Source organism: Acinetobacter sp. H1(2024), assembly GCF_046557555.1.
Classification (GTDB): Bacteria; Pseudomonadota; Gammaproteobacteria; order Pseudomonadales; family Moraxellaceae; genus Acinetobacter; species Acinetobacter seifertii.
Map to the genome: position 1 here is coordinate 175,863 of NZ_JBKGFO010000006.1, position 14,279 is coordinate 190,141.

The 14,279-nt window shown below is 40.0% G+C and carries 17 protein-coding genes; 13 read left to right on the forward strand and 4 right to left on the reverse strand.

Annotated features, from left to right (window positions below):
• The first annotated feature begins 64 nt into the window (after positions 1-64).
• From ureA to ACLCEG_RS15890, 8 genes are all read left to right on the forward strand, one after another.
• Positions 65-367, forward strand: a complete 303-nt coding sequence (gene ureA, locus ACLCEG_RS15855) for an urease subunit gamma (protein WP_002054385.1) — start codon at positions 65-67, stop codon at positions 365-367.
• 11 nt (positions 368-378) lie between these two features.
• A complete protein-coding gene (locus ACLCEG_RS15860; RefSeq protein ID WP_019456858.1) occupies positions 379-687 on the forward strand; it encodes an urease subunit beta in 309 nt (102 codons plus the stop codon).
• A gap of 37 nt (positions 688-724) precedes the next feature.
• Positions 725-2,425 carry an urease subunit alpha gene (ureC, locus tag ACLCEG_RS15865; protein WP_049066263.1) on the forward strand — a complete coding sequence of 567 codons (1,701 nt, stop codon included), beginning with the start codon at positions 725-727 and terminating at the stop codon, positions 2,423-2,425.
• A gap of 70 nt (positions 2,426-2,495) precedes the next feature.
• Entirely contained in the window at positions 2,496-2,978 is a 483-nt protein-coding gene (ureE, locus tag ACLCEG_RS15870; protein WP_004703074.1) for an urease accessory protein UreE, read from the forward strand.
• Positions 2,965-3,630 (forward strand): urease accessory protein UreF, encoded by a 666-nt coding sequence (locus ACLCEG_RS15875; RefSeq protein ID WP_077163548.1) that lies wholly within the window; start codon positions 2,965-2,967, stop codon positions 3,628-3,630. The genes ureE and ACLCEG_RS15875 overlap by 14 nt, the downstream gene beginning before the upstream one ends.
• Positions 3,631-3,654: 24 nt before the next feature.
• A complete protein-coding gene (ureG, locus tag ACLCEG_RS15880; protein ID WP_039248672.1) occupies positions 3,655-4,269 on the forward strand; it encodes an urease accessory protein UreG in 615 nt (204 codons plus the stop codon).
• Positions 4,270-4,278: 9 nt separating this feature from the next.
• Positions 4,279-4,848, forward strand: coding sequence for a HupE/UreJ family protein (locus ACLCEG_RS15885; RefSeq protein ID WP_410568266.1), 570 nt, complete (start codon positions 4,279-4,281; stop codon positions 4,846-4,848).
• 57 nt (positions 4,849-4,905) lie between these two features.
• Positions 4,906-5,361 carry a hypothetical protein gene (locus ACLCEG_RS15890; RefSeq protein WP_410568291.1) on the forward strand — a complete coding sequence of 152 codons (456 nt, stop codon included), beginning with the start codon at positions 4,906-4,908 and terminating at the stop codon, positions 5,359-5,361.
• Between the two features lie 72 nt (positions 5,362-5,433).
• On the opposite strand, the gene rsmD is transcribed toward ACLCEG_RS15890, so the two are convergent.
• Positions 5,434-5,979 (reverse strand): 16S rRNA (guanine(966)-N(2))-methyltransferase RsmD, encoded by a 546-nt coding sequence (gene rsmD, locus ACLCEG_RS15895; protein ID WP_174723059.1) that lies wholly within the window; start codon positions 5,977-5,979, stop codon positions 5,434-5,436.
• Complete coding sequence (gene mrdA, locus ACLCEG_RS15900) at positions 5,979-7,994, reverse strand: penicillin-binding protein 2 (protein ID WP_410568269.1); 2,016 nt, start codon at positions 7,992-7,994, stop codon at positions 5,979-5,981. The genes rsmD and mrdA overlap by 1 nt, the downstream gene beginning before the upstream one ends.
• Positions 7,995-8,230: 236 nt before the next feature.
• On the opposite strand from mrdA, the gene ACLCEG_RS15905 reads away from it, so the two are divergent.
• The 4 genes from ACLCEG_RS15905 to ACLCEG_RS15920 all read left to right on the forward strand — a co-directional run bounded on the left by ACLCEG_RS15905 (position 8,231) and on the right by ACLCEG_RS15920 (position 11,113).
• Positions 8,231-8,749 carry a hypothetical protein gene (locus ACLCEG_RS15905; RefSeq protein ID WP_004703061.1) on the forward strand — a complete coding sequence of 173 codons (519 nt, stop codon included), beginning with the start codon at positions 8,231-8,233 and terminating at the stop codon, positions 8,747-8,749.
• Between the two features lie 61 nt (positions 8,750-8,810).
• Complete coding sequence (locus ACLCEG_RS15910) at positions 8,811-10,124, forward strand: hypothetical protein (RefSeq protein ID WP_004703059.1); 1,314 nt, start codon at positions 8,811-8,813, stop codon at positions 10,122-10,124.
• Positions 10,125-10,208: 84 nt separating this feature from the next.
• Positions 10,209-10,862 carry an adenylate kinase gene (gene adk, locus ACLCEG_RS15915; protein WP_002117671.1) on the forward strand — a complete coding sequence of 218 codons (654 nt, stop codon included), beginning with the start codon at positions 10,209-10,211 and terminating at the stop codon, positions 10,860-10,862.
• Positions 10,863-10,933: 71 nt separating this feature from the next.
• Positions 10,934-11,113: a hypothetical protein gene (locus tag ACLCEG_RS15920; RefSeq protein WP_002054380.1), complete on the forward strand. Its 180-nt coding sequence runs from the start codon at positions 10,934-10,936 to the stop codon at positions 11,111-11,113.
• Here ACLCEG_RS15920 and nth read toward each other — a convergent pair.
• Together nth and ACLCEG_RS15930 are read right to left on the reverse strand one after the other, a co-directional pair.
• Positions 11,110-11,796 carry an endonuclease III gene (gene nth / locus ACLCEG_RS15925; protein WP_191028561.1) on the reverse strand — a complete coding sequence of 229 codons (687 nt, stop codon included), beginning with the start codon at positions 11,794-11,796 and terminating at the stop codon, positions 11,110-11,112. The genes ACLCEG_RS15920 and nth overlap by 4 nt on opposite strands.
• Complete coding sequence (locus tag ACLCEG_RS15930; protein ID WP_410568271.1) at positions 11,797-12,588, reverse strand: RnfABCDGE type electron transport complex subunit B; 792 nt, start codon at positions 12,586-12,588, stop codon at positions 11,797-11,799. It lies immediately after the preceding gene.
• Between the two features lie 271 nt (positions 12,589-12,859).
• Here ACLCEG_RS15930 and gdhA point away from each other — a divergent pair, with 271 nt between their 5' ends.
• The gene (gene gdhA, locus ACLCEG_RS15935) at positions 12,860-14,263 is read left to right on the forward strand and encodes an NADP-specific glutamate dehydrogenase (protein ID WP_077170220.1); all 1,404 of its coding nucleotides are present in this window, start codon (positions 12,860-12,862) and stop codon (positions 14,261-14,263) included.
• The last annotated feature ends 16 nt before the right edge of the window (positions 14,264-14,279 follow it).

Genomic DNA, 14,279 nt, shown 5'->3' on the forward strand with positions numbered 1-14,279 from the left:
CAAGTATGCTGCTTTTGAGCACGCATTTTGCTTAAAGAAAACTAGATGCTATTAGGAAAGAGATATGGAACTCAATCCAACAGAGAAAGATAAGTTACTCATTTTTACCGCAGGCTTGGTGGCTGAGCGTCGTAAAGCACGAGGTTTAAAGCTGAATTATCCGGAAGCAGTTGCCTTTATTTCAGCCGCCTTACTTGAAGGTGCACGAGATGGAATGACAGTGAGTGAACTCATGCACTTTGGAACGACTTTGTTAAAGCGTGAAGATGTTATGGATGGTGTAGCGGAAATGATTGCTGAGGTTCAGGTCGAAGCAACTTTTCCAGATGGTTCGAAATTAGTCACTGTTCATCAGCCAATCGTATAAAAGGAGCAGTTATGATCCCCGGCGAAATCATTACTCCAGAGACTGACATTGAGCTAAATGTTGGGCGTGAAACTTTAAAAGTTATGGTGGCTAATGTTGGTGATCGACCTATTCAGGTAGGTTCGCATTTTCATTTTTATGAAGCCAATGATGCACTACAGTTCGACCGTGAAGCTGCAAAAGGTTTTCGCTTAAATATTGCGGCGGGTACAGCAATCCGTTTTGAACCGGGACAAAGCCGAGAAGTGGAACTTGTCGCTTTAGCTGGTAAGCGAGAAGTATATGGTTTTGCAGGCCGGGTCATGGGTAAGTTGGATTAAACATAACAACCATAATGAAAGATATGAGTAAAAAATTATGAAAATGTCACGTCGTGCATATGCTGAGATGTTTGGTCCAACGGTCGGAGATCGTATTCGTCTAGCTGATACAGAGCTCTTTATTGAAGTTGAGCAAGATTTAACGACTTATGGTGAAGAAGTTAAGTTCGGTGGTGGTAAAGTCATTCGTGATGGCATGGGACAATCTCAACTTTTAGCTGATGAAGTTGCTGACACGGTCATTACCAATGCTTTAATTGTAGATTGGTGGGGAATTGTAAAAGCTGATGTTGGCTTAAAAAATGGCCGAATCTGGAAAATAGGAAAAGCCGGCAACCCCGATATTCAACCTGACATTACCATTCCTCTAGGTGCAGCAACAGAAGTGATTGCGGGTGAGGGGCAAATTTTAACAGCAGGTGGTATTGATACCCACATTCACTGGATTTGTCCTCAGCAAGTTGAAACCGCGCTTATGTCGGGTACAACAACAATGGTCGGTGGCGGTACAGGACCAGCAGCAGGAACTTCGGCAACCACAGTGACTCCAGGTCCTTGGCATATTGCGACCATGTTGCAGGCGATTGATGATTTACCTATGAATATTGGTCTGTTAGGTAAAGGTAACCTGAGTTTACCAGACCCAATTCGTGAGCAAATTAAGGCTGGGGTAATTGGGCTAAAACTGCATGAAGACTGGGGTTCAACACCAGCAGCGATTGATAACTGTTTGAGTGTGGCAGATGAGTTTGATGTTCAGGTCGCTATTCATACGGATACATTAAATGAGGGTGGCTTTTTAGAAGAAACACTGGCCGCATTTAAAGACCGTACCATTCATACGTACCATACAGAAGGTGCGGGTGGTGGACATGCTCCAGACATTTTAAAAGCAATTGGACAAAGTAACGTGTTGCCATCTTCAACGAATCCAACGCGACCTTATACCATTAATACTATTGATGAGCATTTAGATATGCTCATGGTATGTCACCATTTAGACCCTGCAATTGCTGAAGATATTGCTTTTGCAGAAAGTCGTATTCGCCGTGAAACCATTGCTGCCGAAGATATTCTGCAAGACCTAGGTGCAATTGCCATGATGTCTTCTGACTCTCAGGCGATGGGGCGCGTGGGTGAGGTGATTTTACGAACTTGGCAAACTGCACACAAAATGAAAATTCAACGTGGCCCTCTAGAGGGTGACAACGAATTTCATGATAACAATCGCGTTAAACGTTACATTGCTAAATATACAATTAACCCAGCCATTACCCATGGTTTAAGTCATGAAATTGGTTCGATTGAGGTCGGAAAACTTGCTGATCTGGTGTTATGGAAGCCGGCCTTTTTTGGTGTGAAGCCTTCCATGATTATTAAAGGCGGCATGATCGCGGCGGCGCCGATGGGTGACATTAATGCCTCCATTCCGACACCTCAACCAGTTCATTATCGTCCAATGTTTGGCGCCTATCCGCGTGGTGTGCATAACACTTGTATTACCTTTTTATCTCAAGCAGCCATTGATGAAAAAGTTGCTGAAAAGTTAGATCTTAAAAAGCTAATTAGCCCCTGTAAAAATACGCGTGAAATTACTAAAGCGGATATGAAACATAATACATATTGTCCAGTTATGCATGTGCATCCAGAAACTTATGAAGTAAGAGCAGATGGTGAACTATTAACTTGTGAACCTGCTGACGTATTACCAATGGCTCAGCGTTATTTCTTGTTTTGATAAGTTTTATTGAGATGATTTTGTTTTATGAATTTATATATATGAACTGAATAAAGGAGAGAAAAATTAAATGAAAATCTATACCCAACGTCTTGAAGATATTTCTCCTGATCAGGCATTTGAAACAGTTGAACTAACTTTTGATACCCGTCAAAAATCACGTTTTCGAGCGGCCTTGGCAAGTGGCGTAGATATTGGAGCTGATTTGCCGCGTACTGGAATTTTGCGTAGTGGTTCGTATATTGCAACCCAAGAGGGTGATGTATTACGTGTTGACGCAAAACCTGAACGTTTAATGCAAGTTAGTGCTAAAACCGATTTTGATTTACTTAAAGCTGCCTATCACTTAGGTAATAGACATGTACCATTAATGCTCACACCTACAGCTTTGTATTTTGAGCCTGATCATGTGCTTGCAGAAATGGTAGAAGGATTGGGGCTTACAGTGACAGAAACAGATCATCCTTTTGAACCTGAAAGCGGTGCCTATGCTCAACATAGTCATGACCATCGCTTAAGCCCAATCAAAGCTTTACACCATGTCCATTCATAATGCTGCGCAATTACTGCAATTGCTGACACTGTCTTCAACGGCACTGCCAGTTGGAGCGTATTGTTATTCACAAGGTGTGGAAACAGCCATCGATATTGGCTTAATACACGATGAAAGCTCGGCAATTGCTTACTTTGAAGAAGTTCTTGAAATGCTGTTAGTGAGGTTTGAGCTACCAGTACTCAAACGTCTTATGCAACATTATGATGAACCAGACGAGTTCCTGATTTGGGCAAATTTATATAAGGCGAGTCGAGAAAGTAAAGAACTTTTGGCTGAATCGCAGCAGTTGGCATTTTCTTTAAATGCATGGATTAAAGATGTTTTAAAAAAAACGGTTGAGGTTAAAAAGCAGTTTGGTTTTGTGCCTGTCTATGCGCAGCTTTGTGGGCGTTTAGAGCTTAAAGAAGAGGATGTGCTTACCGCTTATACTTTTACTGTTTTAGAAAATCAGGTTTTGGCAGCAGTAAAAACGGTTCCATTGGGACAAATGGCTGGGCAAAGAATTTTATGGCACTTGCATGGTTTAGTACCAGAGGCAGTACAGAAAGCTTTGAAACTTAATGATGAACAATTAAGCAGCGCTTTACCTCGTTATGCCATGCTGAGCATGAAACACGAAACACAATATTCACGGTTATTCAGATCTTAAGTTTAGGAAAAAAGGATAAAAATCATGACAGAACGTAGTCCGTTAAGAGTCGGAATTGGTGGACCAGTAGGTTCGGGTAAAACAGCACTTACGCTTAACTTATGCCGTGCCTTGCGTGATAAATACAATATGGCTGTAGTGACAAACGATATTTATACCAAAGAAGACTCAAACTTTTTAACCCGTAATGAAGCGATGTCGCCAGATCGTATTGTGGGTGTGGAAACAGGTGGTTGCCCACACACAGCAATTCGTGAAGATGCCTCAATTAACTTGGCGGCGATTGATGATCTATGTGAAAAATTTGATGGCTTAGAGCTTATTATTATTGAAAGTGGTGGTGATAATTTAGCCGCGACATTTAGCCCAGAGCTCTCTGATTTAACTTTGTATGTTATTGATGTGGCAGGTGGAGAAAAAATCCCTCGTAAAGGCGGGCCGGGTATTACCAAGTCAGATTTACTGATTATTAATAAAACTGACCTTGCACCAATGGTCGGTGCAAACCTTGATGTCATGGACCAAGATGCGAAACGCATGCGCGGTGAAAAGCCATTTTTATTTTCAAACATGAAAACACAAGATGGTCTTGAACAAATTATTCAATTTATTGAGAAACAAGGGCTGTTTAAGGCTTAAGGAGTAACTATGAACTTCATTAAGAAATGGGGCACTGGGCTCCTTAGCATGTTACCAGCATTAGCCATGGCACATCCGGGACATGATCATGCACATTCAGGGTTTATGGCAGGTTTTATTCATCCTTTTACGGGGCTAGATCATTTAGTGATGGCTTTAGGTTTTGGTATCTTGTTATGGTCAGCCGCTAAACAATGGAAAATTGCTGGTGTCATTACACTAAGCATTACTTTGATTGTAGGCTTTTTAATAGGTGCTGAAGGTTCGGTGCCAGCCAGTATTGCTGAATACGGCATTATTGCTTCTTTGATTGTTACAGCGATTGCATTATGGACAAAATCAAATCGGATTTTGCCTATTGCTGCTGCATTACTCGCAAGCTTTCATGGTATAGCGCATGGTGTTGAACTCGCACATGCAGGGCATATTGTTGCATTAGTAATGGGTATGGTTACTGGTATGGCACTTATCTATTGCTGTGGCTTAGCACTAGGTGCATTGTTTACGCGATATGTACCTTATGGCAAAAAAATTATGGGTACTTGTGCAGCAATTGTTGCAGTCATTGGTTTAAGTTAATTAAAACCTTGCAATAAAAGGTAGCTTTAAGCTACCTTTTTGGATTTGCAAAATAAAATGTGTGTGCATAAAAATATTTATATTGTTTTTACAGCGCTGATTATCTTTTACAGTGGATATGTTCAGGCCTATGATTTTTTTCAACCAGAAAGTGATTCTACTTTACTAGATACAGAGCAGTTATTAGATCAATCAGATTTAAACTTGGAACAAAGGCGGTTAGCCATTGAGCATGACGATGAAGTTAATAACTATAATGTGCTCAAAAACGAGTTTTATTCAAATGAGCGTTGGGTAATTTATAATTATACGGCCTATGATACTGGGCAACTTCAGAACAAAAACAGCAATGGTTTAACGAATCATTTTAATATTCAAGATTTATCCATTTCAGTTGGGTATGGAGTTAATTATAGTGTTAATCCAAGACTGAAAATTGGTTATGAATATATTTCGAGTTTTCCTTATGATCGAGGTCAACTCATTCGATTTTTTACGATCTATTTATTCTGAAATAAAAAATTAAAATAATCTAATTCAAATAAATAGATCAGGTAAATTAATTCTTTATAAAATCCTACATTTTTAAATTTTCTGGTAAAGCCCTGCGTGGACAGTACCTGCTTTAGTGGTTTTCACTTGTTGCCATGATGCAGGAAGGTGAAGCTGAGATAAATCTCGGTCAGCTTCAACATAAATGTATCCATTATTTTTGATATGTGAATCTGCCAATTGAGCGAGCTCTTGCCATAGATCGAGACTATAAGGCGGATCTAAAAAAACGACATCAAATTGTTCTTTTAAGCGCGGTAATGCTTGCTGAGCAGTTGCATTGACTAAATGACAATTCTGCGCTTTTAAAAGCTGGATATTCTCTTTTAAAAATCGTGCTTGAGTCTTATCAGGTTCAATCATATAAACAGATGCGGCACCGCGTGAAAGTGCTTCAAAGCCTAATGCACCAGAACCTGTACAGATGTCGAGAACCTGAGCATTTTGAATGTCCCACATGAGCCAATTAAATAACGTTTCACGAACACGATCTGGGGTGGGTCTTAAACCTTCAATACTTGCGAATGGTAAAACTCGTCTTTTCCATTCGCCCCCAATAATGCGTAATTGATTTTTCATTATTCATCGATCTCATTTGTAGCAGGGCGAGCAGGAGTAGCTTGTGGAGCAGATGCTGCTGCGGTAGTTGTAGCAGGTGCAGGCGTAGAGCTAGCAGTTTCGCCGCCACTTGGAAGCTCACCCGGTTTAATTCCTGCTGTCATAAGGCCACCATTAACTTGATGGTTGGCTGGACGAATCGGATTTTTATTGCGGGTTAATAACCAGTAATCAAATATCGGCTTAGCAAGTTGAGCTGCGGAACCACCATGACGACCATTTTCCCAAATGACCGCAATAGCAATTTCAGGTTTGTCAGCAGGTGCAAACCCAACGAATAAACCATGGTCAAGTTGGCGTTCACTAAGCGCAGCTTCGTTATAACGTTTACCCTGTGCAATACTTTTAACCTGTGCTGTACCTGTTTTTCCGGCAATTTGATAAAGCGATGTACGGATACCACGTCCAGTACCTGATTGAATTACATCAATCATGGCTTCTCGCATTTTTACCCAGTCTTCGTCTGTACCGTTGAAATTAATTTTTCCATCAGGCGCATTACGGACTGTAAAAGGTTTTGCACCATGCGATGCACGTAAAACATGTGGAACTACATGAGAGCCGTGATTCGCTGTAATAGCAGTTGCCATTGCAAGTTGTAATGGAGTTGCAGTAAATGCACCTTGACCAATACTGACTGAAATCGTTTCACCTTTCATCCATTTGGTTTTGCGTGTACGCATTTTCCATTCAGGACTTGGGTATAAACCTTCACTTTCACTTGGTAAGTCGACACCTGTTTTTTGACCAAAGCCAAATTGGCGCATCCATTGGTTCATCTGGTCGATGCCCATTTGATTTGCCAAAATATAAAAATAGGTATCGCAAGACATGATAATGGCTTTGTGCATGTTCACGATGCCATGACCAGTTTTTTTCCAGTCACGGAATTTGTGAGAGTCACCAGGTAAATGGAAATAACCTGGGTCAGAAATAGCAGTAGACCAGTCGACAATACCATAATGTAAACCGCCCATTGCTTCCATTGGTTTAATAGTCGAACCAGGGGGGTATGCCCCTTGAACAGCACGGTTATAAAGAGGTTGATCGATATTGTCACGTAGCGAGCTATAATCTTTATGATTAATACCCGTCACAAATAGGTTTGGGTTAAAGCTTGGACTTGAAACCAACGCAAGAATTTCACCAGTACGTGGGTCTATCGCAACAATTGCACCACGACGACCAGCAAGTTGCTGTGATGCTACGACTTGTAAACCATAATCTAATGATAAATAGAGGTCATTACCACGAGTTGGATCTTTACGTCCTAAATGACGCAATACATTACTATGGGCATCGGCTTCTACAGACTCATAACCCGGTGTTCCATGAAGTAAATCTTCATAGCTTTTCTCTACGCCAATTTTACCAATCAGGTTTGTTCCAGCGTATAAGTCTTTATCAATACTTTTTAATTCTTTATCGTTAATACGGCCAACATATCCAATCACATGAGCAAACAATTCACCATGTGGATAATAGCGCGTCATTTGGGTTTCAATTCTCACCCCAGGGAATTTGTATTTAACTTCACTAAACTTGGCAATATTTGTCTCGGTTAAGTTGAGCTTAATTGCAACGCGTTCAGTTTTTCGTGCGGTTTTAATACGACTTTTAAAGCGGTCTACATCTTCTTGAGTCAGCTCTAAAATGGGTTGTAATTGTTCAATAACTGCGTCAGGATCTTCAACATCTGCCTTACTTAATGTTGCGGTAAAAACCGGGTAATTATCAGCAAGTAAAACCCCATTACGGTCATAAATATAACCACGAGCAGGGGGGAGCGGTTGTAAGCGAATACGGTTTTTATCCGATGCAGTCGAGAACTCATCGTAATGAAAAATTTGCAGATAAGCGTATCGGCTGACTAGTACCAATAGACAGATAATCACAAGACCTACGGCAAAAAATATACGACCTCGATAAATGCGCTTTTCTTGCTGGATATCTTTTAAAGGAAAGTGCTGTTTCATACGGATCGACTTAATGACATAGGGTGAGAAAAATAGCTGCTTATTCTAACGCAAGCGCAGTTAAAATATTGCATAATTTTCAAAGTTTCAGTGAAGAGGAAAATTGGCTTTTTTGACTTTGTAGACAACAAAATTGTAGAGTCTTGTATATAAGAAGCAAAATAATTCTGTTAAAGTCTTTCATTCAATAGAATAGGGTTGTTCTCACTATACGATTAGGGAAAATGGAGAAAATAATGAGAAAAATTTATCCCTTACTTGCAGTTTTGACAGTAAGCAGTTGGGCAAATGCTCAAGATTATTCATTTCTTCCAGAAGCAAAATTAGCAGATCACAAAGCGTCTACTTGGAATGTAGGTGCAGGTTTTACTCAAAAATTGTTACATCTTAATGGCGAGTGGGTAAACCCTTATGGTATTGCCTATGCCAAGGTTGGTGCATTTTTAAATGGTGATAAAACTGCTGGTGGACAGGTTGGATTTCGCTATCCTTACTATCTGACTGGAACAGATAAAAATGGCTACTATATTGGCTTTTATGCTGGACACCTTGATAGCAAGCCGGTAGATGGAGAATATAAATCTCGTTTAGGTGCTGGTGTCGATTTGGCATATGTATTGTTGAATTCAGAAAGAATTAGTACTTTTAGTGTCGGTATTGGCGCAGCTGAAAAACTAACTGACCAGAACGGAGCAGTTGCTGCGAAGACTAAACCACAAATTCAATTTTCTTATTCTTTAAGTTTTGGTTTATAAAACAAAGCAGTTTATCGTTAACTCGCCATAAGCAGAGCACAAATAAATACGAGAGTCTTACATGTTAGAGTACGTCAGCGGATTGTGGCAGACCTTTTTACACAGACCTGATTTTTGGGCCGTTTTAAGTATCATCCCAGTTACTGCCTTTGTCACATGGGCACATGTGTGGATGGCGTTAAAAATGGTATTTTACCCAATCAAATTTTGGGGTTTTCATTTAGGCCCTTTACCAGTCGGTTGGCAAGGAATTGTGCCGCGCAAAGCTGGACGTATTTCAGGAATTATCACCGATAATACTTTATCTAAATTAGGTTCTTTACGTGAATTTTTAGAGGCCATGGACCCTGAAGACATGGCACGTATTATTGGTGAGCAAGTCGGATTTGAACTTGAGCATTTGATTGATGAGGTGATGATCGATCGTAATGCCGTACTTTGGGAAAATTTACCTTATTCAATTAAACGCCGTATTTATGCACAGGCGCATAAACAATTACCCGGTGTATTAAGAGAATTGGTGACTGAGCTGACCATGAACGTCGAGTCACTGGTAAATATGCGTGAAATGGTCGTGAGCCAGATGGAAGGTGATCGCCGTTTAATGGTACGTATGTTTTTAAAAGTAGGCCAAAAAGAGATCAACTTTATTTGGCATATTAGTGCTTTAATCGGGATGTTCTTTGGTATTTTCCAAATGGTTGTCTGGTTCGTTGTACCTTGGCACTGGACTGTTCCGTTTTGGGCTTCAATTTGGGGTTTTTTAACCAACTGGATTGCAATCTGGATGGTATTTAATCCAATTGAACCAAATTATATTCGTTACCCACAGATTTTTAGATTAACAAAAGACCGTAAGTTCCCTTGGATTGTGCCAGTTCTTCGAATTGGGACGTATAATTTCCAAGGTGCTTTCATGAAGCGTCAAGAAGAAGTCTCTGATGTGTTCTCAAGTGTAGTTACAGAAGATCTGATCACGTTAAAATCGATTATGACTGAAATGATGTATGGGCCGCGTAAAGATAAGACGCGCCGTATTGTGAAGCGTCATATTAACGAAATTATGGAAACACCACTTGTTCGTACATCTTTACAGCTTTCTTTAGGGCCAAGAGAGTACGCAAGATTAAAGACGGACTTGATTGATCGTTCAATTGAAATTACGATGGGACCCGTATGTGACCCTGCACTAAATGCAAGCCGGGCACAGAAGATTTTTCAAATGTTTAAAGAGCGTATTCGTGAACTAACACCAAAAGAGTTTCAGAATTTATTACGTCCTGCATTTCAAGAGGACGAGTGGATTCTTATTGTATTAGGTGGGGTAACCGGATTTATTGCTGGTACAATACATTTGTTTGTAGCTTTCTTATAATTCGACGTCGGGCAGGATCTATTGAAGATTAATGAGACTTTTTCTGCCAGACTTCATTCATTGTTTTAAATGAGGATGTTTTTTATGCGCATTATCTTACTCGGACCACCTGGGGCAGGCAAAGGTACTCAGGCTCAGTTGATCTGTAAGCGCTACAATGTCCCACAAATTTCAACCGGTGATATGCTCCGTGCTGCGATTCGTGAAGGTACTGAACTTGGTCTAAAAGCTAAAAGCGTAATGGAATCTGGCGGTTTAGTTTCAGATGAACTTATTATCGGTTTAGTAAAAGAACGTATTGCTCAACCTGACTGTGCAAATGGCTGCATTTTCGATGGTTTCCCACGTACTATTCCTCAAGCAGAAGCATTGGAAAAAGAAGGCATCAGCATTGATCACGTGATCGAAATTGATGTGCCTGATGAAGAAATCGTAAAACGTCTTTCTGGTCGCCGTCAGCACCCAGCTTCTGGTCGTGTTTACCACACTGTATACAATCCACCTAAAGTGGAAGGTAAAGATGACGAAACTGGTGAAGATCTTGTTCAACGTCCAGATGACCAAGAAGAAACAATCCGTAAGCGTCTAGCGTCTTATCATACTGAAACAGAGCAATTAGTTGGTTTCTACCAAGGCCGTGCTGCTTCTGGTGAAAATGCGCCAACTTATGACAAGCTTGATGGCTTACGTACAATTGAAGATGTACAAAAAGATTTGTTCAACATCTTAGACAAATAATTTAATATTATTTGTGATAAAGAGCCCTCTTTGTGAGGGCTCTTTTCTTTCATTAAGTGCGGGAGAACGATATGAAAATCATTTTGATTTTAGTGGTATTGCTGAGTCTGGCACTATTGTTATTTTTGCTATATCAAAGTCAAAAAATGCTACGTCATGTGCAGAAACAACAGGCTTTGGAAAATAAAAAGAACGGACGAGAACGTCAACTACATCCCAAATTGCAGCAACTTAAAAAACCTCAGGATTAACTGAGGTCTTTGGTTGGAATTACTTTTATAGCACCAAATTCAAAGCGGTCTGGCCAGTTACATACATCGGCAACCACACATTCTGAGCATTTCGGTTTACGGGCAATACAGCAGTAACGGCCATGTAATATCAGCCAGTGGTGTGCATCTATAATAAATTCTTTCGGAATCACCTTAACTAAACGGTGTTCAACCTCAAGTACATTTTTGCCTACTGCTAAGCCGGTACGGTTTCCTACACGAAAAATGTGCGTGTCGACAGCCATAGTTGGTTGTCCGAAAGCAGTATTTAAAACCACATTGGCTGTTTTACGTCCTACACCTGGTAAAGCTTCCAAATCTTTTCTATTGCTTGGAACCTCACCGTTAAATTGCTCCATTAAAATCTTACAGGTTTTAATGACATTTTCAGCTTTGGCGTTATAAAGGCCAATGGTCTTTATATATTCTTTTAAACCGTCTACACCTAAGTTATAGATTTTTTCAGCAGTATTGGCGACAGGATAAAGCTTATCTGTTGCTTTGTTTACGCTAACGTCAGTTGCTTGTGCTGATAACATGACGGCAATTAATAATTCAAAAGGTGATGAATATTTTAATTCGGTTTCTGGAGAAGGTCTTTGTTCACGAAGGCGTTCAAAGAAAATTTGAATCTGCTTTTTCGTCATATTTTTGACGGCCATTCAGACCTCCTGTAATTGAGTGAGTTGCTGTTGTAGTTCATCAAGTTGAAGACGCTTTTTTGCATCTTCTCGAACACTGAGCTGCTTTTCCAACTTTTTAATTTGTGTGCGAATTTTAGCTAATTCAATAGTCGTTTTTGCGTCATTTACAATTACTTCTTTCGGCTTCTCAATAATTTGAATTGAAGGCAGATCATCAAGTGCTTGTGAGAACTGTGCAAAAAATTGTGTGTCAATTTCAGCGCGTACGACAGGCCCTTTGCGATGTATACGACGTTTCTCTTCACGCTGAATATGCGCGTAGTAACGTTGTCTTAAATCATTTTGTTCCGCAATTCTTTGCTGTTCATTTGGTAAAGCTTGAGTGTCTTCGACCAGATCAATACAGTCAACTGGGCAGGGTGGAATACATAACTCACAACCTGTGCATAGATCAGTCAAAATCGTATGCATGAGCTTACCACTACCAATAATGGCATCTACAGGGCAGGCATTAATGCATTTTGTACATCCGATACATTCGTCTTCACGAATAATCGCTTTCATACGTTGTGGGCGTCCATCTGCTTGTACGGCCCAGACACTTGTTTCAGCAGGCAATGACGAGCGATTTAATAGTTTTGCGAGCGCATCGGCCACTGGCTGTCCACCAGGAACACATTTATTTGCATCTTCACCTTCAGCAATGGACTTTGCGTAAGGTAGACAACCGTCACGGTGTCCACATAAACCACATTGTGTTTGTGGTAATAACGCATCGATCTCGCGTATGAGAGAAATAGATGGATTCATAGAGGAAAATAGCTTGTTTAAAACGATGCGATAATGAAGAAAAACCTAAGTAAGGTCAATGGATTTTAACGAATTTATAGGCTTTTTGATTGACCTAAAATGTAGCTAATATTGCACAATAATAGATCAAAAAAATTGAAATGATAAATGACTATTATTGATTTTTAGATAGTTTTTCTAAAATTAACTTTATGATAATTAAGAAAAATAAAATAATTTAAAATAACTATTGTTAAAATTAATGGAAAGGGATTTAATATTTTGCTGCTAAATGATGCATTTTAAAATGTATTGCACCAATTTAATTCATTACTATGCTGAGGACCGTGCATTGAAATATAACAACCTGAATGAATTCCTGAATTACGTGCAAGCGCGTGATCCGCATCAACCTGAGTTTTTACAAGCTGTCGAAGAAGTCATGACAAGCTTGTGGCCATTTATTGAAAAAAATCCGGAATATGCAGAGCATGGATTGTTAGAGCGTTTGGTTGAACCAGAGCGTGTGATTCAATTTCGTGTTTCATGGATGGATGATCAAGGCCAGACTCAAGTGAACCGTGCTTTTCGTGTTCAATATAATTCAGCAATTGGTCCATTCAAGGGTGGGATGCGTTTCCATCCGTCGGTCAACCTATCTATTTTGAAATTTTTAGGTTTTGAGCAAACTTTTAAAAACTCACTGACCACTTTACCAATGGGTGGTGGGAAAGGTGGTTCAGATTTTAACCCTAAAGGTAAATCTGATGCTGAAATTATGCGATTCTGTCAGGCACTCATGATTGAGCTTTACCGTCATTTAGGTCCAAATACCGATATCCCTGCTGGAGATATTGGTGTGGGTGCGCGTGAAGTGGGCTACATGGCTGGCATGATGAAAAAACTCAGTAATGACACTGCATGTGTATTTACTGGTAAAGGAATTTCATTTGGCGGTAGCTTAATGCGTCCGGAGGCTACAGGCTATGGTACGGTTTATTTTGCAGAAGAAATGCTAAAAACACGTGGGCTATCTTTTGCTGGTAAAACTGTTTCGGTCTCTGGTTCTGGTAACGTTGCTCAATATGCTGCGGAAAAGGCAATGTTCTTGGGCGCAAAAGTGGTCAGCTTATCGGACTCTAATGGTACTGTTTATCTAAAAAATGGTTTTACAGATGAGTTGCTGGCTGAAGTCATGGAGCTGAAAAACGTTAAACGTGGACGTATTTCAGAGTTTGCTTCTAAGCATGGCTTTGAATATTTTGAAGGTAAAACACCTTGGCATATTCCTGTAGATATTGCTTTACCATGTGCAACACAAAATGAATTAACCGATGAAGATGCTAAAACACTGATCGCTAATGGTGTCATTTGTGTAGCTGAAGGCGCTAACATGCCATCTACACTTGAAGCTGTTGAACATTTTATTGAAGCTAAGATTTTATATGCTCCGGGTAAAGCATCTAATGCGGGTGGGGTAGCAACTTCAGGTTTAGAAATGTCTCAAAATGCAATTCGTTTGGGCTGGACACATGCTGAGGTTGATGAACGCTTACATGCAATCATGAAAGACATTCATGCCAATTGTGTTAGATACGGTACTAAAGAAGACGGTAGTGTGAACTATGTAGATGGTGCCAATATTGCAGGCTTTGTAAAAGTTGCTGATGCGATGCTTGCACAAGGTATTTATTAAAATATAGAAATAAAAA

Bases quoted from the DNA above. Each gene is read 5' to 3' on its own strand.
- ACLCEG_RS15930 (WP_410568271.1), bottom strand. From the start codon at position 12,588: ATGAATCCATCTATTTCTCTCATACGCGAGATCGATGCGTTATTACCA.
- ACLCEG_RS15920 (WP_002054380.1), top strand. From the start codon at position 10,934: ATGAAAATCATTTTGATTTTAGTGGTATTGCTGAGTCTGGCACTATTG.
- rsmD (WP_174723059.1), bottom strand. From the start codon at position 5,979: ATGAAAAATCAATTACGCATTATTGGGGGCGAATGGAAAAGACGAGTT.
- nth (WP_191028561.1), bottom strand. From the start codon at position 11,796: ATGGCCGTCAAAAATATGACGAAAAAGCAGATTCAAATTTTCTTTGAA.
- adk (WP_002117671.1), top strand. From the start codon at position 10,209: ATGCGCATTATCTTACTCGGACCACCTGGGGCAGGCAAAGGTACTCAG.
- ureA (WP_002054385.1), top strand. From the start codon at position 65: ATGGAACTCAATCCAACAGAGAAAGATAAGTTACTCATTTTTACCGCA.
- ACLCEG_RS15910 (WP_004703059.1), top strand. From the start codon at position 8,811: ATGTTAGAGTACGTCAGCGGATTGTGGCAGACCTTTTTACACAGACCT.
- mrdA (WP_410568269.1), bottom strand. From the start codon at position 7,994: ATGAAACAGCACTTTCCTTTAAAAGATATCCAGCAAGAAAAGCGCATT.
- ACLCEG_RS15875 (WP_077163548.1), top strand. From the start codon at position 2,965: ATGTCCATTCATAATGCTGCGCAATTACTGCAATTGCTGACACTGTCT.
- ACLCEG_RS15885 (WP_410568266.1), top strand. From the start codon at position 4,279: ATGAACTTCATTAAGAAATGGGGCACTGGGCTCCTTAGCATGTTACCA.
- gdhA (WP_077170220.1), top strand. From the start codon at position 12,860: ATGATGCATTTTAAAATGTATTGCACCAATTTAATTCATTACTATGCT.
- ureC (WP_049066263.1), top strand. From the start codon at position 725: ATGAAAATGTCACGTCGTGCATATGCTGAGATGTTTGGTCCAACGGTC.
- ACLCEG_RS15890 (WP_410568291.1), top strand. From the start codon at position 4,906: ATGTGTGTGCATAAAAATATTTATATTGTTTTTACAGCGCTGATTATC.
- ureG (WP_039248672.1), top strand. From the start codon at position 3,655: ATGACAGAACGTAGTCCGTTAAGAGTCGGAATTGGTGGACCAGTAGGT.
- ACLCEG_RS15905 (WP_004703061.1), top strand. From the start codon at position 8,231: ATGAGAAAAATTTATCCCTTACTTGCAGTTTTGACAGTAAGCAGTTGG.
- ACLCEG_RS15860 (WP_019456858.1), top strand. From the start codon at position 379: ATGATCCCCGGCGAAATCATTACTCCAGAGACTGACATTGAGCTAAAT.
- ureE (WP_004703074.1), top strand. From the start codon at position 2,496: ATGAAAATCTATACCCAACGTCTTGAAGATATTTCTCCTGATCAGGCA.